Source organism: Paenibacillus polymyxa, from assembly GCF_001719045.1.
GTDB lineage: Bacteria > Bacillota > Bacilli > Paenibacillales > Paenibacillaceae > Paenibacillus > Paenibacillus polymyxa_B.
This window is the reverse complement of sequence record NZ_CP015423.1, coordinates 3,771,639-3,794,451: the sequence shown is the minus strand read 5'-3', so window position 1 is coordinate 3,794,451 and position 22,813 is coordinate 3,771,639. Positions and strand designations below refer to the sequence as shown.

Genomic DNA, 22,813 nt, shown 5'->3' with positions numbered 1-22,813 from the left:
ATCACCCTTTCGGTTTAGTCAGCACATGATACCTCTGACCTTGCCGACTCAGCAACAACTTCTTGGTAGCTATATTGCTTACCTTCCCGAATCAAATATACACTGCTATTGTCACCAACATGAGCAATATATCTACTTACAATCACATCTACATATTTGGGATCAAGCTCGCTGGTATAGCAAAGCCGATCCGTTTCCTCACAAGCAATTAACGCTGAACCTGAACCACCGAATGGATCAAATACGATATCACCAAGTTTACTTGAGTTTTTAATCGGGTAGCTAATCAAGGGAATCGGCTTCATCGTGGGATGATATTCATTCCGAAAGGGGCGATCAAATTGCCATAATGTCGTTTGCTTACGATCACTGTTCCAGTAGTGTCCACCTGTCGGCTTCCAACCATATAATACGGGTTCGTGCATCCAGTGATAATCTTGTCTCCCCATTACCATCGCTTGCTTTGCCCATATGCAGCATTGTGCCAGTTTGAATCCAGCTTCAATAAATGCCTTCCTAAAATTCAAACCTTCACTATCCGCATGGAACACATAAATACTTGCTCCATCATCTGCTACTTCAAACATTCGAGTATAAGCTGCCAATAGGAAATCATAAAATTGGTGATTGTCCATCTTATCGTTCTCTATTTTCAATGCATTCTTCGTCTTGCCCGTATAATCCACATTATAAGGTGGATCAGTTACAATAAGCTGAGCCTTCTTGCCATCCATTAACGTTTCAATATCCTGCGGTTTAGTCGAATCTCCGCATATTAGCCTATGCTTCCCAAGTAGCCAAATGTCACCTTTTCGAGTGATCGGATGTTCAGGTAATGCTTCTTCTAGATTAAAATCATCTTCTTCATCCACATTTTCTTCATGTAATGTATCCAACAACTTCTCCGCTTCAGACCAATCAAAGCCAGTTAGCTCAATATTATATTCTGCTTCTTTTAACTCATCTAATAATGTAGCCAGTGCGTCAAAGTCCCATTCCCCTGTAATTTTGTTGAGCGCTATGTTCAGAGCTTTCTCTTTCGACTTATTCACATCCACTATGACACAATCGACTTCAGCGTATCCGAGTGCCTTTAACACTTTGGCACGTTGGTGGCCTCCTACAATGGTATAATCACTATTACAAATAATCGGTTCACAATAACCGAATTCCATTACACTATTCCTGATCTTTTCAAACTCTGGATCACCCGCTTTTAAATCCTTCCTTGGATTATATTCGGCATGTACCAGTTGATCGATCTTCAATTTCATCCATTTCATTTATATCACTTGCTCCTTTATGTCTACAGCTTTCTCATTATTTCTGGCGTTTTTTTATGTACGGATTTAACGTTTCTACGTTTACGAATTTGATTTCCAATCCACTTGATCCCCTTTTCTAAACCCGCTTTTAAAAAGGCTGCAATCCACATCCAAGTGAAAAACACACCAACTACAGTAATAAATCGTGATATTTCTACGATTATTGCTTGCAACATTAATAGCATTCTTGTTACTCCTCTCTAAATGAAAAAGAAACCCTAGCCAATAGCCAGAGTTCCCGTGTATCTAATTTGTAGTTGTAAATTTGCTCATTGTGTCACGTGACACATCTCAAACTTTGTAAGCCCAGCTTTTTCAATTTTAAAATTTTGCAAATATAAACGTACATTCAACAAGATTAATTTCAATCTGTAAAACGAAAATTTTAAAATAAGCAGCCTGACTACAAATGAATAGATGTCTTAGACATGAGGTAAAGACCATTTCTCCATTTCATTCTTTCTAAGTTTAGGCTATATCAATGGACTGACCTCAGTTTCCCCTATATATACAAAAGTAGGGTCACGTCAATCTATCATGTTCAAAAAATAAAATGAAGACAGCCAACGATGTTGGATGGCTACGGAAAGAAATAATTTGTTTACAAATTTTTGTTGACGGTTTCTTTTGATCTTAACGTTTGTACCCACATAAAGGGAAACTCTCTCACCATCTCGATAAAAACCACTTCGCTACGCTTCGTAATCGGTATTCATCGACCTGCCGCCGTTTTCCCTCTTGCCTTCGGCAATTCACCCTTTTGCGGCTCAATTTTGGTTTGTCTCATTTTTTTGCTTTTTTACATTTCATAAAACGGTTGATTCCATTGACTTTTTTATCATCTGGACAGCAAATCATGGATATATGTATATATATAGCATTACTCCACAATTTGCGGTCCAAGATTAAAAAAATCCTTATATATGCTATCTTTTTGGCAATATCCAAATGAAGAAAAATTCGATTTTTTTGTTGCAACCGACTATTCGTTAAATTTGCTGACTAACCAATATCGCTTCCCTTTATGGGGGTTGTTGCTTCCATCTTCTAACTTTTTTCGGTTATCTGGAAAACTACCAATCGCATATTTTAATTGATTCGATTGGAGGTAGGATTGTAATTGGCTAATATCCTTTTGTAATCTACCTCGATAATCCTTGATATCAAATTTTTCTATGACTTGTTTTTGACCCTCTTTGTATATTCTTTTACCGACTATCGTGTCTAAATAGCTACATAATTCTTCTTGCTCAAATCGTTTCTCAATCAACGTGATTTTATTTTTATGTAATAAGTTCGAAATGTACATCATATAGGCATCGCTTTCCTTTTTCCCTCCACTTTCTTCCCTGAAATTATTGGTTTCTCTGTTCTGATCCAGCATTGCTTTAAGCCGATCTCTCGTAGCTACAGCTTGAAGATATTTAACTCTGGACACTGTCTTCTTCGATTTATATTTTCCATCACTTATTGCGTTGTCTTTAATGATGTGATTGGATTTCCTCGAAAATTTACCCACTAGCTTTTTCCATTCTTCAACTCCACCATGTATAAAAGCGTCTGCTTCATCCAGTTTCATCTGGACTGAATTCAAGTAATTATTCAAATTTCGATTATTTCGATTCAGCAACACCACATGAACCTTATCCTGGTCATTCTTGAATCTCTTTCGCCCAATACACTGTAGCATCGTATCCACGTCAAATATATCGCATACAATTAATTTAATTTGCTCATCCTTCAAATCAAAACCATTATCAAGTACCGTAGTGGTGAATAAATATTTACAGTCAAACCTATTTTGCTTGACCATGGACTCCACTTGATCATCATCTACATGTTTGAGATACTTTCTGTTTTTGCTGCTGCTTTTACTGCATACGAATAATGAATCGTCATACTTCTGGTAAAGCTCAAAAGCCTTTTGGATCGTGTCTGCAAAATATATAATTTTATCGTCAGCTTTATTGAATTTGTGCTCAATTAGTTTTTCTACTGCATAAAAGTCTGTGTAGAAGGATAACGATGCAATTTGATTAAATTTAATTGGAATGGAGTACGTCCATATTTTATTACCTTTTTGTTTGAGCTTACGTCTGTATTGATTCTTGATGTAAGAGAATAACACATGACCTGTTGCGGACATAAAAATCCTAATTTGAGATTGTAATCCGAGAATAGCTTGAAGAGAATCATCGGAATTATCATTAAATCCACTGTCCGTAGTAAAGTAATGCGACTCATCACACACAATGTATGTATAGGGAGAAAAATCGTACTCTTCATCATTGTCTAGCCGATTTTCAATCGTTTGGTATAATTCAACTTTGATTCTTGAGGTATCCTCGATAGCTTCCTTATTCTGATCATACAAATTCCTTCGATTGACTAATAAAAGTATGTTCACATTTTGCTGATCCGCTAATTCTTCCAGCTTGTTTCGGATAAAGAAGGATTTGCCCGATGCCGTGCCACTACTGATTAAAACGATATCTCCATATTTCCATTCAGCTTCCTCCCCGTTTATCTTCTCAGTTACATTTTGCTTTGGCTTATAATCATCAATTCTCATAAAATGCTCCTCACATCATTTCTAACATTTACATTTTAATGATTTGTTGCTTCCCATTCATCAATGGCTACAGATAGTTCTGGCGTTTTCAGATACATGGAAAATAAAACATTCGTCTTATAGTGTCGTGCCTTCGTTATAAACGAGAACCCCTTACTCGTCAGATAATTAAACAAATGAATATCATAACAATAGAAATAGTTCATTTAGGTTCACTCCTGTCATTGTGGGATCGCACCTATATCAGGTGTCACCCAAGCGCCCGTGTTAACAGGCGCCAGATCATGACAGACCTATGATTTAGTTTTATTTGATAAAGCTTGATTTCGTTACTTTTTCAATCCTGATAAATTCAATTGTCGCTCCGCCAAAATCCAGTAAGGATAACCCTTCCTCTCGGCGAATGGCCTGATCTCGCGGAATTATACATTTCCTTTCCCCATGCTCATCTACAATATGAACATATCCATACTCGACCACCTGAATCTGTAATTTCTTGCCTAATACCTGGTCAGCTACCAACTGCGATTCTTCCTGAGACTTTTTCAATGTACTGAAGCCAAGCAGATAATTCCTCAATATTCGTCTTGTACTTTTCTCGTCCAGCATAAAAGGCGTATGACTGGTTTGTACTACGCTTTCCCTTTCAGCTTCATATCCAATAAAGAATTGTCCCATGATTTCAAATAATGAATACACACCGTCTGGCACATTCAATAGAAACTCCACATTATCTATTGTAGCAATGCCAGCTTGAACGGTAAGCTCCTTAGCTTCCACATTTCGATTCGTTAGCCGTTTCACCTTTCGTACTTCCCCCTTTATGACATTTTCATGCTGCTTTAGATTTTCCAGTAGTCCATCTACAAACAACCATGCAAAGGAGTACGTTCCATAATTTTGATAAGCGATCTCCACAGCTACACTGGCAAGTATCGAAGGGTACGGACAGATCTCCTCACACTGAGCCTTGTACTTCTCTCTTAACTTGGCGTATTCAGCACTGATCGCTTTCCGAGTATCATTATCACGTTCCCATTTTTTCAGTTCATTAAATTCCTTTTGGCGATGATTAATTTTATTTTTCTGCTCGTTGTATTCTGTATACAGCGGTTCAATGTGGGCTAGATAGCTCAGAAACTTGGGCTGGCTTACCTTGCTCATATCCTGTAATAATTGTCTCGTACTCTCGATGCTGAAAATGGACTGATCCAATTTGCCATCTTTCATGTTAAACGTTTCATCTATATACTTTTCTGCCACAATGCAAAATTGATTAAACGGCGATTTCGTCGAGTGCTGATAATCCTCCGCTTTACCACCATTCACGAAACGAAAGAAATACGGCATCTGGATAGCCAGACGATCCAGCACATATGGAATTTCAACTTCCAGTCCATTTTTGGTTGCATCAATGATTTGGCCTTGGAGAAATTTTAAAACTGAGTTTTCCAAAACCCGTGCTTGAAGGCTCCCTTCCTCCAAAGCCAGATTCTGAAAATACGTATTCACATTCGTACATCTACCCGTCAGGTTATGTAGACTCTTCAATTCCATCTTGATGATACTATCCATATTATTCGGTACAGGAGCAGCTACTTTTTTATCATCTTCATTGATGGTCGTAGGCGCGTCGATCACTGCTGAGAGTATGGTCGGATCATTCGTACAGAGAGCCGTGTCCCCGTCCACATCTCCTAGTCCGAGCCTTGCCAGTGTTAAATCACAACAGTTCAGCACAATTACATTGTCTAAATGACGCATATATCGGTTATGTACGTGTACAAAATATAGCTTGCCAACTTCATTAAATATCGTTAACGGTGAACGGAATAGCGCATGCATTCCACGTTTCCGATTCATAAAAGCCTGGTTCTTCTTTAGCACACCTTTTACTGGAATTGCGCTGGCATGCTCCATGAATGCAATCGGATCGTTTGTCAGATAAAAGTAGCAGCCACGGATCGGAATACGACCTTTCAACATATCCTGTACTTTCAGCATGGCTTGCTTCACGATGAATTTGCGGACGTTTCCGTCATACAGCATCAGTTCATTCAAATCAATGGCTTGGATGATTTCATTTATAAATTGCTTCTTCTGACCTCGTTCTATTTCATCTTCCTGTTCGTCGGATTCCTCGTCTACATCTTTAGATTCATCATCTTCTTGGACTAGCATATGTAGGAACGCTTTCGTGTACGCAATATCTCGAAGCCACTTTCCATGGGTGTCATTTTTTTGTCCATGTAATACTCGTTTGATGACATCCATTAGAGGCGTAGCTAATTGATATAAATCGTTCAGTGTAAGATTCAACGCGTGAATATATTGGTATGTCAGTGGTGTGTAGGCGTTCATCTGGTATGCTGGCTTCGCATAATTGGCGACCCAAAAGTGATTATGATTATGTACTTTCAGTAATTCTTCATATTCCGCTATATTTTCAAACAAACATTTAGGCTTAGCTTGTTCCTCATTGTATTGATGCCATGCTTTAAAACAGGACTTGGTGAGGATGAGATCAATAGGACGACCCTCTTTGTCGATGACAGGCTGTAATTCACCAAAAACATCCTTTATCTCGGTCACGTTGTTTTCCTTGAACCATTTCATCAGATCAAAACGGATAAAGTTACCCTTGATATATGGAAGTCTACCCTGAACTGCATTGGGTGAATAGGATAGGTTCAGATGTTGTCCAATACGCTCTGCAAACTGAAAGCTCATTAAACCTTGACCATCGAAAAATTGAACATTCTTATTTTCATACTGTGGATACTCCACTCGCTTGAATCCGATGGACTCTTCATTGATTGCTATGATTGGTATTTCTTCCGTTTGCTCGATGGAATAACAAGGATATAGTTCGTCATCATACATAACTGAACGAGCAGGAAAAGGAATTGCTTCTAGCTTCACGCGACGATTCTGTTTATTCCATCCATTGAAAGTTTTATATTCATTTTGATCAGGAACAGACTTTGTGCGGCCATTCCACGAGATCGTTTTATTCGGTATACGTTCTAATTTATGTAATTGTTCCTTTGATGGCTTCAATTCTTTCTTCGCTTTGAAATATTCACGTTGCTTCGCCTTTTCATCGAATACCAACTTCTGTTGCTTGGGGTCCTCAGCACATTTTTCCACTTTCCACACATCTTCAATGATTTCATCCTTTTCATAATCTGGAATCACGACAATACGTGGAATGTACGGTACTGGCTGTGCTGCCGAACGACTCACACCCAATGCTGCTTCCTACTTATGGATATTGGTGAGTGGTGGCATCTTGCCGAGTGTAATGTGTTTGTGCAGATCAGCAACATACTTTTCTTGGATAAATTCTGTCCTCTGAGTACGTCCCATCGCAGGTGACTTGATCGAACGGACATATCCCTCTCCATTATAGTAGATGCCCTCTCGTAACATACGTTCAAACAGAGCAAGTTGAGATGGATCGTCTACGTCAATTTGGTCAGATTTGAGCATAAAGATAACATCGGTAACATCGGTGGAAGGATCGTGTTCTGCTACGACTCGTTGGAGTTGATCGAGGTAGATACTGTTCGATACGGTGATGGTACGAGTGCTGGATTGTGGCGCACAAAGTTGGTCGCCTACATGAGTGATCTCGTTAAAGTGGAATAGTTTGATTTGGTATTGATTGCTCGTTGGATTGCTGGACAAATTTTGGCCTCCTGTTTAGTAGTTTGTGTGATATGGTAGTGAACGTTCCATACTGATGGATTTTGTATCTAAGTCATAAACAGAAACAAACGTTCGTATCTAATTATATGGAATATACGTTCGCATTACAAGAGTTAAGTTTGGAGTTATACTAAATACTGGATACAGGATATCGATAATACGATAATAAATGCATTCAAAATTGAGGTATATGCAAATACAAGACAACGACAACCTCCAAACATGATCTGCCTGTAGCCGAGAATGTTTTGAATCAAACCTTTGCCACGAACGGCAAACTAAGTCTATATAACCGATATTACGTATATCCCAACAGATCGGGTCTGGCTTGACCTAGCAAGCCTAATAGGCCTGTACACGCTCAGAATCGTTGGTTTCCACGCAACAATACGAACATACACTGATCCACTTCGTGATTCCTCAGTTTTATGTATCTAGTCTATTGACAGAGGTAAAGAATTATAAAAAAAAGGCGATGAGGACCAATTTTAAAATATCAAATCGGTTCTCATCGCTTTCGACCAACTCAAGATATAATGCGTATTAAGCACAACTACTGAATGAAGCTTCTTTGACGACTCTTGTTTAAGTAACGAAATCAGGTATAATAGACTATATGGAAATATATTCTTCTAAATTTTTCTGGGACTTTTGAAGGTATGAATCAATTGATATTTGTCCAGATAAGTTAAAATCTATGGGTTTGCTATCAAGTTCATCAATAACTGCAGACGCAACTGCTTGAGCTAAAAGACAAGGTACTGCATTTCCAATCTGACGATATACAGCGGATTTACTTCCTTTAAAGATATAATCTTCTGGGAATGTTTGTATCAACGCTGCTTCCTTAAGCGTAATTCTTCTTAATCTAGAAGGCGCATCTGTGAACTCTGGCATTATGCCTTCCATTAATTTGCTGTGATAGTCTACAATCCAGTTATCACTAGCAGAATGATACAAAAGTGCTTCATCAATGATAGGGGTTTTATTTCCTCCCATCGAAGCAGGAAGTGTATTAGCGATACCTTCTATGTCTAATGGTCTTCCCATTCCATTGAAAATCATACCTGCGTATGGAGACTTTCTCAAAACTGGGTTTGAAGCAAGGGTAATACGTGCTTCACAAGTATGTGGGTTATTTGGTGACCCTGCTGGTCCTAGATGTGATATGGTTTCTCTAATTGTCTTAATGGGCTTCTCTTGAACATTAATTCTTTTCAACATCTTTTCTACGTCAATATCCTTATTCAATAAACCGATGAAAAAAACACGCTCTCTTTTTTGTGGAACACCGTAATTTGAAGAATTAAGCAGAAACGGATAACAACTATAGCCCATTTCATTTGCAATTTGAAACATTTTCGTCCTTACATCTTTCCATTTTTCTAGCTTAGCTAATGCACTCACATTCTCAAGTACAAAAGCTTTAGGTTTAATAATCCGGACTACATCAAGATAAGTCCAAATTAGAGTACTTCGTTCATCATTCGGGTCCATCTTTCCTGCGACAGAAAAGCCCTGACATGGAGGTCCTCCAAAAATAATATCCGTTCCTTTATATGCCTCTAACTCATTAAAAGCATTACGGATATCACCTCTGAACAGGGTGGACTCAGGATGATTGGCTTCATAAGTGTTGCAGGCATCTTTATCTAGTTCATTTGACCAGACGATATTTACTCCTGCTTTTTTGAAACCAACATCCATTCCGCCTGCACCAGAGAACAAAGATAAACCAGTATATGTGCTCAAATTAATCAACTCCAACTTTATTCATTTTTTTATTGTACTATAAGCAAAGGTATAAGTCAGTATAGCAAACATATGTTCTGTTTTAAAGTGGTAAAATATATCTCTGGGGGTTATACAATTGAGTGAAGTTCGTGTAGATAAGAATCAAGCGACTGAAGTTTTAGTAAAAGCAATAGAACGAGCAACAACCAAAGGCTACAGCTGGCAATCGCCATTTTCAAAAAATATCCAAACTGTATTATTTGGCACTCATTTGACTTTCCGTTATATCCTTGTCACAGCACTTTTAGCAAAAGCAACTAATCCGAAAGTAAATGCTCTTTGCTTACAAGCAGGTTCACAGCTAGATGGAGCATATGATGCAAGAAGTCTGTGTCATAATCTGTTAGTACCTTTTGAACGCAAATATTTTAATGGTGGTTTGGGAAGCTCTAATGAGCCATTTCTCAATAAACCTGCTCGGGCACCAGAGCTTAATCCCTCTAACCCAGTTCGTAGAGGAAACGATCAAATGCTACTTGATTTACTCTGTACATTCTTACCGCAAATCCAAACTCAACAAGAAGCATTTGATGCTCTTACTGATGCTATCGCATGTTGTTTCATTAAATTTTTGGAAATTAGAAAGTCAAGTACAGTACAGGCAGCAAAAATTCCAACCTTGACTGAAATGGACCTTTTCCTCAATGACCTTCTTGAACAAGCATGTGGTGGAGAGACCCTGGTACTAACTGTAGGTGTTTTAGTGAAACTTCATACCATGGCTTTAGCAGGAAAAACTAAGGTTGAAGTTCATGTAGTTAACCAATCTGGCGCCTCATCTAAAGAAGTTAGTGATATTGATGTTTACCTAAATAATAAAATGTTGTATGCTTTCGAAGCAAAAGATAAACTATATAAACAAGAAGATGTTGCACATGCAGTTAGAAAAGTCGTTGACTCTGGCTTCAATCGATTAATTTTTGTCTCTGGTCCAAGAGCCATGCTTCAAGAAGCGTCTAAGCAAGAACTAATAGACGCTGCCGCGCTTAAAGGGGTTTACTTAACCTTCATGTCTCATAAAAAGTTTATCAAATTCTATCTTTCACAAATTCCACCAACAAGTATAGAACTTTTCTTCTCCACATTAATGGAACTAACACGTGAAGCAAGAATGAAAGACGACACCATCACTTACTTACAAAATACAGCACGAAAACATGGCTTTATTGAATAGAAATACAAGACCCCCGGTTAATTAATCGGGGGTTCTTTAGTTTGTATCTTTTTAAGAAATAACTCATCCAAGCTATTACCCGAATCTACATAACCTCTATCAATTGATTCCCATAAATACAGAGATGCAATACTTTTAAATGGCTCCCATGAAGATTCAACTTTTTGTAGATAGTTATACTTTGGTATCTCAGGTGAATTATAAAGCCATCTGGCTGCTCTTTGCAGTCCTGCATCAGCGTAGGACATAACATTTACGCGATTTAAAGCAAATATTAAAAACATCTCCGTCGTCCATTTCCCTATACCTTTTACTTCAGTTAAACTACTTATTATTTCATTGTCCTCTTTTAGACAGATCTCATTGAAATCTATTTTTTTTGTATAAACTTTCTCAGCTAAGTCCTTGATATATTCGGTTTTGGCTTTAGATAAACCCGCGGCTCTTAAATCGTCGTATGGTATTGATATTATAGATTCTGGTGTAATTACACCATTACATAATAGGCTTACCCGTTTACGGATAGTAGTAGCCGCTTTAGAAGACAGCTGCTGTCCTATAATGGAGGTTGCTAGTGCTGTGAAATAATCTTTATCTGAGTTCAGTTCCAAATTTCCAATCAAATAAATTAATTTTTCAAGCCTCGAATCAGACGAAGAAAGTAGTAAAACATTCTCATTGTATATAACTTGATTCACAAAATCATTTTTCACTAATTTATTTTTATAAATACTTTTCACTTCCAATACGGTGGTTTTGTAATTCACATATGGCACTTCGGACTACTTCCACATACGTTACCGCAATAAAAGCACAATATAACCACATCAAGTTTAAGTAAGAAGAGCCACCTTACCTTAGACTCTTTAACAATTTTGTTAAGCAATTCAACAGTATCTTTTTCTGAGGGATATCCACCATAAAAATTTAGTCGCTCGTTGCTTATGATACGACGAGTATACAGAATAGACTAGAAGGTCTGTCTGAATACTAACATTCTTAAATACTCAAGGACAGGAATAATCCCATTTGTTTAAGCTTATAATTTCTACCTTGTCCTAATTCCCTCACTAAAAGGTTAGGCTCATCGCTCAGAACAAAATTATCTAAACTGCGATATACAACTTCAATTCTCTCAAAAATTGAAATATTATAGTCTAATCCATCTGTTTATCTATTGCTCTATTTCCACACTTAATATCTTTAAGCTGCTGTGCTAAAAGCTTTTTAAATACCAGTTTTATTTTATCTTTTTCAAAACCGAAAAAGATATCGGTTATTTTTTCAATATTTTTAACTATATGTCCCTATAGCCTTTGATTGCTCAACATGACAAGAATCATACCTTTTATATGTTCATTTAAAGCAAATACTTCTCCTAGTTTTCTTCGCTCAGATCTTTTAACTTGACCAAGATCATTAATTTTCCCTTTAAAATCATAGCCAATCTTATTTAACATTCCTTCCATTTTTTATACTGGATCAATTGAGTCTACTCTTAACTTCATCTCAAACCTTTTCGTGGTGAATATCAGAATTCAATTCCATCCAAAGACTCTTCACTTTCATAGAGGTATTGACATCACTTATATAATCATTTATTTCTTTATAGAAAAAGAGCTTACTCTCATTTGGCATTGTAACTAAATGAAGATGCATCCATTCAAAAATATCAACAAAATAATAAATTATATCTTGATAAATATACTTACCAAGCACCCCATTCAGCGCTGTTATTGATAACTCACTAGGTATATCACATTTTCTGCAGATAACGATAACTTCGTTTGTATATGTGTTATGCATTTCATCATAAGCTTTTAAAGCTTCGAAAGATTCAATAATACGTTGCTGGTCAAAAGGCTTAACTGTTACTTCATATACTTTAAGGATCAGTCCTTCCCTTGTTTCTTCATTCACATCCCCCGGCTTTTTGCTTGTAGTACTCGTAGTTGATGCTCTATCTTTATATCCAGTAACTTTTATACCCGTATTCAAAATCTCGTGATAAGAATGAAGCAATAGACCAAATATACGTTGAGGCGTGTTTCCCGCGTCGGGCACTTCTTTAATAAGCCTATTACAAATCATGTATAAAAAATCTGGATCTGTTTGAGGTTCAATATTAATATTCAATGCTTCAGCTTTTTTAGATTCGTTAAGAAGTCTTGCCAAAAGACAAACAGTAAAGTTTTCTAGCTCCTCATGCTGTGCATTTTCTATCCATTTAACTAACCGAACTACCGCCGCTGCAACGTTTGCTGGCCTTCTTTGACCAGCCCATTCATCATTTATACCCACCGTAGCTTTTGCCACGTTCAAAGGTCCCGATTTTCTATGAGGAATATTATTCTCAGATAAAATATGGCGAATCGGTTGTTCAAATAAAGGTCGTGGATTACAATTATAGAATGCTTCCGATGCCTTATAATCTCTATTGAGTAATCGAGCAATTGCTATGACAAGTGTTATCTCTCTAAATCCCCAATTGGAAGTCGTAAAAAGCAAGTCAAGATCACTAGAGAACACTGAATCAAATGCTAGTTGGTCATTTCTCGCTTTATTAACAATCCCACGAAGTAATTGAGTGACTTCATTAAATCTCTCCTCTTTTTTATTTCGCTTCATTACAACAAGTCCCCTTTGTTTGCCTCAAATAAGGATATCTGCTATATAAAAGCTTTTTCCTCATCATCAAGCTAATCTATTATCTTATATTTCGACAAAACCAGATTAATACCTCTTGGGACGAGAGGTTGATGTTTATTTGCAATCACGCCTGTTGATTAACCAATATAAGCAATTTAACCCATAAAATCAGAGACACTTTTGAGAAGAATATGCTGGATCTGGATCAGCCATTCCACCGGTAGTTATTGCAGGAGAAATAGACGAGAAAATCGGGCAAAGGAAAGAATATCATGTTTGGGAAACGTTGTTTGAGAAATGACAAATAGCTATTTGAGCAGGATATAGGCCATGAGAGCACAGAATAGTGTCCATAGACCGCATTTCCCGCGTGCCAAACAAGGTTGGAATATTCAAATGTTACGTGACCCAACGGAAGAAGACTTCAATCTGCCACTGATCTTTATACATCTGCGCGATTTGTTCTTTGGTCAGCTACATGAAATCGGTAACCACTCGAATTGCCCGACCTTCAAACTCTTGAAACATCACCACACGATGACGTTGTCTGGAACGACACTGCGGTGTTCCCAATTGGCAAGTGATATCTTGAATGACGGATGAATCCGGCTTGTGGGGATGTCCTTTAAGATAAGGTTTAAAAATAAAAAATTGAATCTATCGTTAATGAAACAAAGCTCAAGCATTGTTCCCGCCTGAGCTTCAGTATGATAGAATTTTTAAGTAAAAACTCAGAAGTACTATTCCTCACTAACAATGAAAAGCATTACCTTGTGTACTTCAATGCTTCTGATCTCGATATATTACTACCACGCACTCCACATGCGTCGAGACGATGGAAGGGATATAGTAATGTTACCCAAAAAACATATTTTTAGAGGTCACTTTGACTAAGAGCCAAGCTTGAATCTTGCATCCACCCTTTTACTTCTGCCTCTCCTGCTTTTGCATACATAGTATAGAAGCTGCCCTTCCTTTCCAACAGTTCATGAAACGTCCCTTGCTCAACAATAGCTCCATTGTCAAACATGTAGATAAGATCATAACGTTCCAATACATATCTTGACAGTCTATGGGTAACGATGACACAAGTTCTCTTTTCCAAATTCAATAATGTTTCTTCAATCTCATATGCCGTCTTGGCATCAAGCGCAGATGTGGGCTCATCCATGAGTACCAGAGGTGTATGCCGCATCAACGTTCTGGCAATGGCTATTCTTTGCTTTTCTCCCCCGGATAGTACACTTCCGTTTTCTCCTACTTGTGTATCAATACCCTTCGGAAGTTTAGTGATAAGCTCACTCAATCCAGATTGGAGGATGACATCGTCCATTTCATTTTTTTCATAGGGTCCATACAATGTAATATTCTCTTGTATACTTGTATCGAATAGGAAAACATCCTGTTGTAATACCGATTGCAGTCGACACCAATTTTCGGTAGCAACTTTTTTTAGATCTACGTCATCCACACTGATCGTGCCTTCGTATGTCTCATATTGCTTCATAAGAAGCTTGAGTATCGTTGATTTCCCGGAACCACTAGCTCCTACCAAAGCGTATTTTTTGCCTTGTTCTAACTGCATATTTAAATGTTGAAGAACATAACCCTCCTTGGTATAACCGAAGGATACGTCTTGAAGGAGAATTCCACTCTCAATTGTTGTTTTGTGAATATATGTCATGTCTTGAGAGTCTGTGTATAGTATATCCGTAATCTTTGTTGAAACGTCACGTAATGATCGGATTTGAGCAACATATTGAATACTCATTTGGATTGGATTTACCACATTATTAGTTAACTGGACACAAGCAATCATCGTCCCCAATGTAATGGAATTTCGTATAGTAAGAAAACTCCCAATAATAAATACTGAAATAAACATAAATCCTCCGAACAAATCACTGAGTGAATTAACACTGGCACTCAGTTTAGCAAAATTGTATTTGTTGTTTTCCACTTCTCTATTAATGAAATCATATTGTTCCTTTATATATCCCTCAATGCCAAAACTTTTTATAATTGCAAACCCGGAGTACATACCATTCATTTTAACTGTGAATTTCTCCAATGATTCCACAATTCTCCTTTTCCCGTGTATCAGTTTTCGCTCAAACAGGCGTGGGATGAACATAGATAAAAAAGTAAGTACCAGCAGTGCAATCACTATAGAAGGACTAAGGAGTAGTAACGCAATTAAAGAGGCTATGAATGAAATGATAATACCAATGAAATTAAATATATTTCTAAAATAATCATCTTCAATAATCTTGAGGTCATTGTTAAACACAGATATATATTTGGCACTGTTATGCTCCGAAAACTGCGTCATACTTTTACCAATTATATGCCGAAAAACAACTTTTTTTAAATAAAGCATCGTCTTTTTTATGTAAGAAGCATATGCTAAACTGGTTAACAATCTAAACGAAGTGCTTACAATAATAAAGGAAACAGCCCACAACGCCTTTTCAGCAAACTTCTGCCCATGTTCTGACGTAACGACATCTACCAATCCTCTGAATATAAAGGCCATATACATATTTGTTAAACTTGACACGGTAATTAATAGAATAAGTAATATTAATTTATTTTTGTATTTCAGCAGGAATAATTTCATTCTATAACCTCCATCAGAATGACCATGAGCTTCTATACATTAATGATTCCCCTATCTTTAGCTGCAACGACTGCCTCACACCTAGAACTAACTTTGAATTTAATGTAGATATTTGTTAAATAATATTCGATCGTTCTTTGGCTAACGCAAAAGATCGTGGCAAGCTCCTTATTGCTTTTTCCCTCTGCAATCCATTCTAAAATCGAGCGTTCTTTCCTGTTAAGTAGTACATAATCCTTCATTCCTTCCCGCTGGTGCAATTGATGAAGTAAATGCACAGGAAGAACTGCCATTCCATTCAAAACAGAATTAACAGCTCTAAGTAACTCTTCGGGAGATGATTCCTGATCTATAAATGCTGTGACGCCGATATGTAAAAGTCTATCTATTGCTGGATAGCCATCAATACTTCCGACGAATAATATTGAGATATTGGGTAGTCGACGAATGCACTCCACCTCTTCTGGCAACGACTTGTGTCCAATGTAAATACAAAGATCGAAACTATGTATCCTGAACTGTTCGAGGGCCTGTGTAATAGAATGTACAAGCGTTCCATTCATTTGTTGCTCATTTCCAATCCATGTTTGGATAGACTCCCCAGAATGGCGTAATTGATCTATAATTAATATGGTATTCATATTTCAACCCCCATATTTTATACATCTTCAACCATGGCTCATGTAGAGAAATAACCGTCTGTCCAATCAATGAACAGACGGCGATGAAGTATAATAATTCATAATTCCTTACCAGTAGAGGACACAACCATTACTATTACGTACGAGACATCCATTAGGCTCAATAGAGTTTTGAACAGCTTGAGGTTCTACGATCCAGCGCATTTTCTCACCTCCTTTCATAAGAATTAAAGCAATCCCTGTAAAGCTAGCGCTTACATATTAAGCTGTTGAAAATTAAATTTCAGCATCTCATTTAAATTATATTTGTATTCACAGCAGATAGGCTGCTTATCTGCACTCTCAAACGACTGCTGCGCACATCCTCCACCACATAAAGGTAGAACAGAACAACTACGACATTTAGGTACGGTGTAAGGAGTAAATTCCATCCATTTGTCTTTATCCCTCTTTGCTTTGGCGACGTCACTTATGTGTCCAATTGCATGTTTAGGATTCCCAACTGTGTCCCAACACTTTTGAATCCAGCCATCCGGCTGTATGACCATCGCATTCTTTGAAATTGCAGCACAAATCACCGGTTCATATTTAGGATAGTAGGAAATGTGAAGACCATTATTCAGCGCCTTACTATACAATTCTAAAATAATCCCCGAAAATTCTTTATTCGCAAAACAACCCCCACTACTTGAACATCCACCTGTATCGTAATCCGTGGTAGGAGAAAAATAAATGTCCACCTTATGCTTAAAATCCTGTTTACCCAAGTACTCTATATATTCGTCAAACGACCCTACATTACGATGGTCTACGTTAGAGCGTAAAACCATGTGAATTAAATCACAAGAGTCCCTAATATTATTTATAATTTTGTCAAATGTTCCTTGCTGGTTAGTTAATACTCTCCGTTGATCGTGATTGCTTCGGCTCCCGTCCAGAGTAATTTGAATTTTTTTCAGACCTAGATCCTTTAATATCTGGGCTCGTTTCCTAGTCAGCAAATATCCATTACTCACCATGTTATGTACGATTTCAACTTGGTTCGCTACCGCCATTGCGTTCATTTTCTCCATCAAAGCAGTTACCTTGTTAAATTCAAGCAGCGGTTCTCCACCTGTCCAGTTCACGGAGACATATTTTAAATGTGGATCTTGCATGGATTGTTGTACATACGACAGGATATCCTGTTGTATTCCATCTGTAAAAGCACGATTACCTGATTTCTCGGTTAGCTTTTCATAACAGTAAGAGCATCTAAAGTTGCAATTAAATGTAGGAAGAATCGTTAGATTTAGCCTATCTTCTTGATTTCGTATCTTAGTGAAGCGTTGCTCCATTTGTTCTAGCTCATTAGTTGGATCTTGGTATACAAATTGCCCCCGAATCAAATGCTCAATCTCTTCACAATGTGCAAGGTAAGATGTATCACTTGTAACGAACGCATTATACAATTCTTTTTGAATTTCACCAAAACCGTTAGATAGACTATTGTAAATTAAATAAGTCTCACGACCATCTTGCTCCAATTTCATGTATTCATTGTAAAAAGAAATTTGCATGTTCACCCCACCAATCTTTATTGGTTGCTCATATCTTAACTTATATATCAATTCTACCATTAAAATCCATAAAAATCACCGTAAATTAACCGCAATATAGATTGTATTTCTAGTTTTTCATTCAAGCATATTATCAGCCTTGGGAGTGTCCCCCAGCCTCACAGGTTTCCAATAGGCTATAAATAACTCAAGTAATACATTTGCATGTCCTTGTTTTCTATGTTTAAAGGCAAGTAGTATCCGACCTCGGCACTTATTCCGAGAATTATAGTCAAAAAGCTGTATTTTGCCTATCCGTTTATTATTAGCTCTATCAACTAAGATGTATATTAATAGCCCATTCGCAAGTCTCTTCAGTACATTCTCTTTATAATTTTTATATGGAGGTAGTTCGTTTATGGGTCGGCAAGTATGTTGCTCTGTTTGGGTTTCAGAAAGACCCCAGTCATACAAGTCTGGTAAGTAATCTTCAATATTCCCACCAGTTAAAAGTACAAGTCCTCTTATCATTCTATCACTCCATTATTTTTAAATTTAGATCGTTTGGATAGGGCATCATTTTGGTTTTAAGTATCTGTTTTGGCAGCATGAAAAGCATCCAAATGGCAAATCATTTGGCGCATTACCATATTCCTATATTAACTCATGTTACACTTCCCTCTCATACTCCTACTTCTAAAAATAAACATAGTAAATCTCCCAACCAATGGGTCATTCTGTAAACTAAATCTCTCTTTTAACCGATACATACATATGCTGGGTTGTTTATTAAATATCACCTCTCATCCCTTTATAACGTACAAACCTTGTAATACATATCTATCTTGACTGACAGGTACACCCATCTGCTGCTTCTATAATCAGAAGCAATTGCAAAATGACGTGCTTCACTTGGAAATACCCATCACATATAGAAAGGAGTCTTGAACTCACTTGAGCGTATTATCAGATGGGATCGGATATGAAAGTCTACGCTTTTATGGTCCCTTTCAGCCACTACACATCGAACAACTTCAAATAACACGCACCATTAATGATCATGCCTTTTTACATATCAGTGGCATGCTCTCCGAAGAACAAGGAGCTGTATGCATCGGACAGGATATGGAGCAAGAGCCCATTGTGATCCGTCAGTTGAATGATCAGGGACAATCGTTGAGAAGGTTGTTCCATGGGATTGTTACACGTATGTCCGTACACTGTGTGCGAGGCGTGTATACATTTGAACTGGAGGCCGCTTCCCATTCATACCAGATGGATATTAAACGTAAAAGACGCTCCTATCAAGATATTCACCGTACTTATGATGATCTGGTCACAGCACTGGTTCGAAAATATAAGTACGGAGATGCCATTGATACGGTAAGCAATTATGCCAAACTAGAGACATTTGTTTTACAATATGATGAGACCGATTGGGCGTTTTTAAAACGCCTCGCTTCTCGCTTTGGTTCCGTACTTGTGCCAGAGGTAACCGCAGCCTCGCCCAAGGTTTTCTTCGGGATGCCAGAAGGCAAGCAGCATAAGGTGGAACGGGATGTATTTTATCGAGTACGGAAAACGTTTCATGAGTTGGATGCGGAAAAGCCCGGAGAACGTGCTGGCTCGTATGTCACCTATATGATCGAAAGCCTACAATACTATGCGCTGGGTGACCTCATCACGTTACCCATTGGACAAGGCAAAGAGCTGGTCGTGGTTCGAGCCGTGACAACGTTAACAGATGGTTTACTGCGTACTCGTTATGATCTTCAAGCCGAACAGGATATCCGCTATGCTCGGTATGAAAACGATCAGGCCACCGGAATTTCGTTGACAGGAACGGTGCTCAAGGTACAACAGGATTTCGTACAGCTTCAACTAGACATTGACCCGAAGCAAGATCCTACTAAAGCCTGCTGGTTTCCGGTGTCCACCCGTTATGTCGCCGAAGAACATAGTGGCTGGTACGATATGCCTGAAATCGGGGAACAGGTGGAATTGTATCTGCCAACACACCGCGAACAAGATGCCTATGTCACGGATTCACTGCGACAACAACGCCACACCAATGGACAGCCGAATGTGAAGGTATGGCAACATGTGCAAGGTAGCGGCGTAGAAATGTCTGAGCATGAGCTGACTCTATCCACCTCCGGTGAATTTTCCATTACACTGCATGAAAGTAACGGCATTACGATCGACAGTCCGGGGAATGTGCAGATTCAGGGTGGTCATGTGAAGCTGGGTGCAGGCGAGGAACTATCACTCGAAGCTGGCACGGCGCTATACTTAAAAGGTGGAGCCAGCAGCATGGTACTGGATGGTGAGACGGATACCAAAGCTCCAGTGATTTATCAGGAAGGTACGGTGAAGGCTCCTGTTTTCGTGGCTGACCTCCCTCCTGTGCCTGAGCCGCCACTCATGAGCATCAAAGCCTATGAAGCAGCCCAGTCAGCAGCCAAGGATTCATCTAGTAGCCAAGCCTCTTCCCCTAAAGCAAAAGTCACAAGTCCAGCAGAGCTTAAACAGGCGAATGCCTTGATGGGTACGGTGTCCAAGCTACTAGGCTCCATTCCAGTGATGGGAAAAGTGGCTGGCGTTGTTGCAGGAGCGCTAAGTGGACCTGCAGGAGGTGTGATTCTGAGAGCAACCGCAGCGATCCCTGTTCGGAGCAAAGGAACCCCTACCGTTGGAGGCAGTAGCAAGGGGAGCGAAGTTCACCCATTAAAATACTTGGCTGGTTTGGCCATGCAAGGGTTGATCAGTCTACACGAGCATGAGAAAGCTAAACAAGCCTATTATAACAAGTGGATTCTAGGGAAAGTGTATACGAGTGCACGTCATATTGTGAATTCCGGTGGCACATTGGAACTAGTTCAAAACCTACTGAAAGAATCGAATGCCATGGTTCATGCGTATCAGCAAGTTCCGGAAGATGTAAAAAAACGCTGGAGAGCCGATTACGACAGCCGCATGGCACAGCAGCAGCCTAAACAACAAGTTGAGAAGCCTAAGTCTTGGTGGGATCGTTACCTGGATTATACGGGTAGCAGCGCGATGATAAAAAGTCAAATAGCCATGGAGCAGGCACATGCTTCTCAAAAAACAGCAAACAGCCTTGCTGAATTATACAAAGGCATAGAGCAGGCTAATAACGTAAGGGCTCAAAATCAATTAAACTCCATTGGTGAATTTTTAGATTATTGGTCATTTGGTATACCTAAAGGATTGTATCAAGCCTATATGGAGCGCGGACGTAATCAAGGTAACTCTGGTAGTGACGCAATCAATTTTGCTACATTTGGAATAACAGAGGCTATACGTGGAGCTTTGACACCTGAAGATCCTTTGTCACCAGACCATTTGTCCAATATCATTAGTGTAGCAGGGATGGTTGAGGGAGCCGGTTCATTTTTTAAGCCGAAAACCATACTAAATTCACCAGTTAAAGAACCTGTTCATCCAGGTCCTAAAATCATAAATGAAAAAACAGAAGCACCCCAACTCTCAAACCCAAAGCCCAATAAAGATGCAGGGATTGAGGGAACCGGGAAAGCTGCTCAGCGCACAAAAAGATTTCCAACCAGTCAAATTGATCCAAAAGTAAATCAACATGTTATTGATAAAGTGGCAGAAGCTAGGGGGAAATTGTCAAATAAATATAAAGAAGCAGGTAATTTTGCTTACGCAGAAGTAGAAGTTTCAGGAGTCAGTAAAACAGACTTCTATTCACATAGTGGAATTCATAATTCCAATAAAAAAATTCCTGGGACTGAAGAATTTTCTTTTAAGCCTGACAACCCAATATTTAAGGCAACCGAGGCTCCTGATGCCGCCGGAAATATTTACTTAAGGGATGCTGATACAGAGTATAAAATATTAAATGATGTGGCGCATAGATTAGGTGATAATCCTAACGCAACAGGGAAAATCAAACTATTTACAGAAAAAGATACATGTGCCAGTTGTAATCAAATCATTCAGAAATTTGATAAAAAGTATCCTAATATTACAATTGAAGTTGTTCATAATGGTGATAAACGCATTTCTTCAAAATAACTCTGGAGGTTTTTATAAATATGGTTTACGGGTATGAAGAATATTTAGAATATATCAATGAAACTTACGAAGAATTTAAAGATGATGAAAAAATGAGTAAAAAGGAGGCAATTGCAAGAACATTTAATGAATATGACATGTTAGCTAAAGAAAGCGAAACCGACAAAGCAATTATTTATGTAGCACTTACAGAAATTTTAGTTTCCCATTCAAGAATTTTGCATACTTTTAAAGAGCATATGATTAAAATACTATCTGAATTAGACTTCAATTTAATAGAACAAGAACAAAAATTAACAATAGTGCAATACAATGATCTGCGTTCTCGAAAAGAAAAGGTATTACCTGAACTTGAAAATAAAAAACCAGATTACTATCCGAGGGTATGTTGGTACTATTCTGAATTGACAGACGAAGTTAATGAATTTTTCAATCAAATAAACATAGAAAATGTAACTGCAGATGAAATTTTTATTAGTGCATTTCAACGCTTTGAACGTGATTGTAAAAATACATTAAGTGAAAAGATAATCGTGTATACAACGCTAGCTGAAAATTTATTAACTCATAAATTAGCACAGACAGATGCTCTGCAAAAGATTAGACAAGAATTACAACAGTTTAACATAAAAAATATTTTTCAAGAGCAATTATTAGAAGAGGAACAAATGGATTTGGAAAAGCGAATTAAAAACGTATTAAACCAAATTAACTATTCCTGATAAAA

At 38.1% G+C, this 22,813-nt stretch carries 17 protein-coding genes; 4 read left to right on the top strand and 13 right to left on the bottom strand.

The window, feature by feature from the left end:
• Window positions 1-14: 14 nt before the first annotated feature.
• The 7 genes from AOU00_RS16945 to AOU00_RS16925 all read right to left on the bottom strand — a co-directional run bounded on the left by AOU00_RS16945 (window position 15) and on the right by AOU00_RS16925 (window position 9,360).
• Window positions 15-1,283, bottom strand: coding sequence for a site-specific DNA-methyltransferase (locus AOU00_RS16945; protein WP_029515592.1), 1,269 nt, complete (start codon window positions 1,281-1,283; stop codon window positions 15-17).
• Window positions 1,284-1,306: 23 nt separating this feature from the next.
• The gene (locus tag AOU00_RS16940) at window positions 1,307-1,510 is read right to left on the bottom strand and encodes a hypothetical protein (protein WP_029515593.1); all 204 of its coding nucleotides are present in this window, start codon (window positions 1,508-1,510) and stop codon (window positions 1,307-1,309) included.
• Window positions 1,511-2,307: 797 nt separating this feature from the next.
• A complete protein-coding gene (locus tag AOU00_RS16935; RefSeq protein WP_029515594.1) occupies window positions 2,308-3,897 on the bottom strand; it encodes a DEAD/DEAH box helicase in 1,590 nt (529 codons plus the stop codon).
• Window positions 3,898-3,932: 35 nt separating this feature from the next.
• Window positions 3,933-4,103, bottom strand: coding sequence for a hypothetical protein (locus AOU00_RS26645; RefSeq protein ID WP_172828295.1), 171 nt, complete (start codon window positions 4,101-4,103; stop codon window positions 3,933-3,935).
• Window positions 4,104-4,203: 100 nt separating this feature from the next.
• Complete coding sequence (locus tag AOU00_RS16930; protein WP_237166196.1) at window positions 4,204-7,143, bottom strand: RNA dependent RNA polymerase; 2,940 nt, start codon at window positions 7,141-7,143, stop codon at window positions 4,204-4,206.
• Window positions 7,144-7,158: 15 nt separating this feature from the next.
• Window positions 7,159-7,587 carry a hypothetical protein gene (locus AOU00_RS27125; protein ID WP_237166195.1) on the bottom strand — a complete coding sequence of 143 codons (429 nt, stop codon included), beginning with the start codon at window positions 7,585-7,587 and terminating at the stop codon, window positions 7,159-7,161.
• A gap of 633 nt (window positions 7,588-8,220) precedes the next feature.
• A complete protein-coding gene (locus tag AOU00_RS16925; RefSeq protein ID WP_081112518.1) occupies window positions 8,221-9,360 on the bottom strand; it encodes a DNA cytosine methyltransferase in 1,140 nt (379 codons plus the stop codon).
• 118 nt (window positions 9,361-9,478) lie between these two features.
• On the opposite strand from AOU00_RS16925, the gene AOU00_RS16920 reads away from it, so the two are divergent.
• Window positions 9,479-10,576, top strand: a complete 1,098-nt coding sequence (locus tag AOU00_RS16920) for a restriction endonuclease, SacI family (RefSeq protein WP_010348708.1) — start codon at window positions 9,479-9,481, stop codon at window positions 10,574-10,576.
• A gap of 17 nt (window positions 10,577-10,593) precedes the next feature.
• Here AOU00_RS16920 and AOU00_RS16915 read toward each other — a convergent pair whose 3' ends face one another.
• The 3 genes from AOU00_RS16915 to AOU00_RS16910 form a co-directional block, all read right to left on the bottom strand.
• Window positions 10,594-11,352 (bottom strand): DNA-3-methyladenine glycosylase family protein, encoded by a 759-nt coding sequence (locus AOU00_RS16915; RefSeq protein WP_069291142.1) that lies wholly within the window; start codon window positions 11,350-11,352, stop codon window positions 10,594-10,596.
• Window positions 11,353-11,883: 531 nt separating this feature from the next.
• Entirely contained in the window at window positions 11,884-12,045 is a 162-nt protein-coding gene (locus AOU00_RS26325; RefSeq protein ID WP_155765245.1) for a hypothetical protein, read from the bottom strand.
• 40 nt (window positions 12,046-12,085) lie between these two features.
• Window positions 12,086-13,204, bottom strand: coding sequence for a hypothetical protein (locus tag AOU00_RS16910; RefSeq protein ID WP_061831848.1), 1,119 nt, complete (start codon window positions 13,202-13,204; stop codon window positions 12,086-12,088).
• Window positions 13,205-13,555: 351 nt separating this feature from the next.
• Here AOU00_RS16910 and AOU00_RS26320 point away from each other — a divergent pair, with 351 nt between their 5' ends.
• The gene (locus AOU00_RS26320; protein WP_010348711.1) at window positions 13,556-13,828 is read left to right on the top strand and encodes a hypothetical protein; all 273 of its coding nucleotides are present in this window, start codon (window positions 13,556-13,558) and stop codon (window positions 13,826-13,828) included.
• Window positions 13,829-14,099: 271 nt separating this feature from the next.
• Here AOU00_RS26320 and AOU00_RS16905 read toward each other — a convergent pair whose 3' ends face one another.
• From AOU00_RS16905 to AOU00_RS16895, 3 genes are all read right to left on the bottom strand, one after another.
• Window positions 14,100-15,845 carry an ABC transporter ATP-binding protein gene (locus tag AOU00_RS16905; RefSeq protein ID WP_061830822.1) on the bottom strand — a complete coding sequence of 582 codons (1,746 nt, stop codon included), beginning with the start codon at window positions 15,843-15,845 and terminating at the stop codon, window positions 14,100-14,102.
• Window positions 15,846-15,877: 32 nt separating this feature from the next.
• Complete coding sequence (locus tag AOU00_RS16900; protein ID WP_069291141.1) at window positions 15,878-16,486, bottom strand: response regulator transcription factor; 609 nt, start codon at window positions 16,484-16,486, stop codon at window positions 15,878-15,880.
• Window positions 16,487-16,740: 254 nt separating this feature from the next.
• Window positions 16,741-18,018 (bottom strand): radical SAM/SPASM domain-containing protein, encoded by a 1,278-nt coding sequence (locus AOU00_RS16895; RefSeq protein ID WP_172828294.1) that lies wholly within the window; start codon window positions 18,016-18,018, stop codon window positions 16,741-16,743.
• A gap of 960 nt (window positions 18,019-18,978) precedes the next feature.
• Here AOU00_RS16895 and AOU00_RS16885 point away from each other — a divergent pair.
• Window positions 18,979-22,086, top strand: a complete 3,108-nt coding sequence (locus AOU00_RS16885) for a deaminase domain-containing protein (protein ID WP_069291139.1) — start codon at window positions 18,979-18,981, stop codon at window positions 22,084-22,086.
• 20 nt (window positions 22,087-22,106) lie between these two features.
• A complete protein-coding gene (locus tag AOU00_RS16880) occupies window positions 22,107-22,808 on the top strand; it encodes an Imm3 family immunity protein (RefSeq protein WP_061830832.1) in 702 nt (233 codons plus the stop codon).
• Window positions 22,809-22,813: the final 5 nt, after the last annotated feature.

Coding starts and splice junctions, on each gene's coding strand:
- AOU00_RS16945 (WP_029515592.1), bottom strand. CDS start 1,283: ATGAAATGGATGAAATTGAAGATCGATCAACTGGTACATGCCGAATAT.
- AOU00_RS16940 (WP_029515593.1), bottom strand. CDS start 1,510: ATGCTATTAATGTTGCAAGCAATAATCGTAGAAATATCACGATTTATT.
- AOU00_RS16935 (WP_029515594.1), bottom strand. CDS start 3,897: ATGAGAATTGATGATTATAAGCCAAAGCAAAATGTAACTGAGAAGATA.
- AOU00_RS26645 (WP_172828295.1), bottom strand. CDS start 4,103: ATGAACTATTTCTATTGTTATGATATTCATTTGTTTAATTATCTGACG.
- AOU00_RS26325 (WP_155765245.1), bottom strand. CDS start 12,045: ATGGAAGGAATGTTAAATAAGATTGGCTATGATTTTAAAGGGAAAATT.
- AOU00_RS16910 (WP_061831848.1), bottom strand. CDS start 13,204: ATGAAGCGAAATAAAAAAGAGGAGAGATTTAATGAAGTCACTCAATTA.
- AOU00_RS26320 (WP_010348711.1), top strand. CDS start 13,556: ATGAGAGCACAGAATAGTGTCCATAGACCGCATTTCCCGCGTGCCAAA.
- AOU00_RS16905 (WP_061830822.1), bottom strand. CDS start 15,845: ATGAAATTATTCCTGCTGAAATACAAAAATAAATTAATATTACTTATT.
- AOU00_RS16900 (WP_069291141.1), bottom strand. CDS start 16,486: ATGAATACCATATTAATTATAGATCAATTACGCCATTCTGGGGAGTCT.
- AOU00_RS16895 (WP_172828294.1), bottom strand. CDS start 18,018: ATGAAATTGGAGCAAGATGGTCGTGAGACTTATTTAATTTACAATAGT.
- AOU00_RS16880 (WP_061830832.1), top strand. CDS start 22,107: ATGGTTTACGGGTATGAAGAATATTTAGAATATATCAATGAAACTTAC.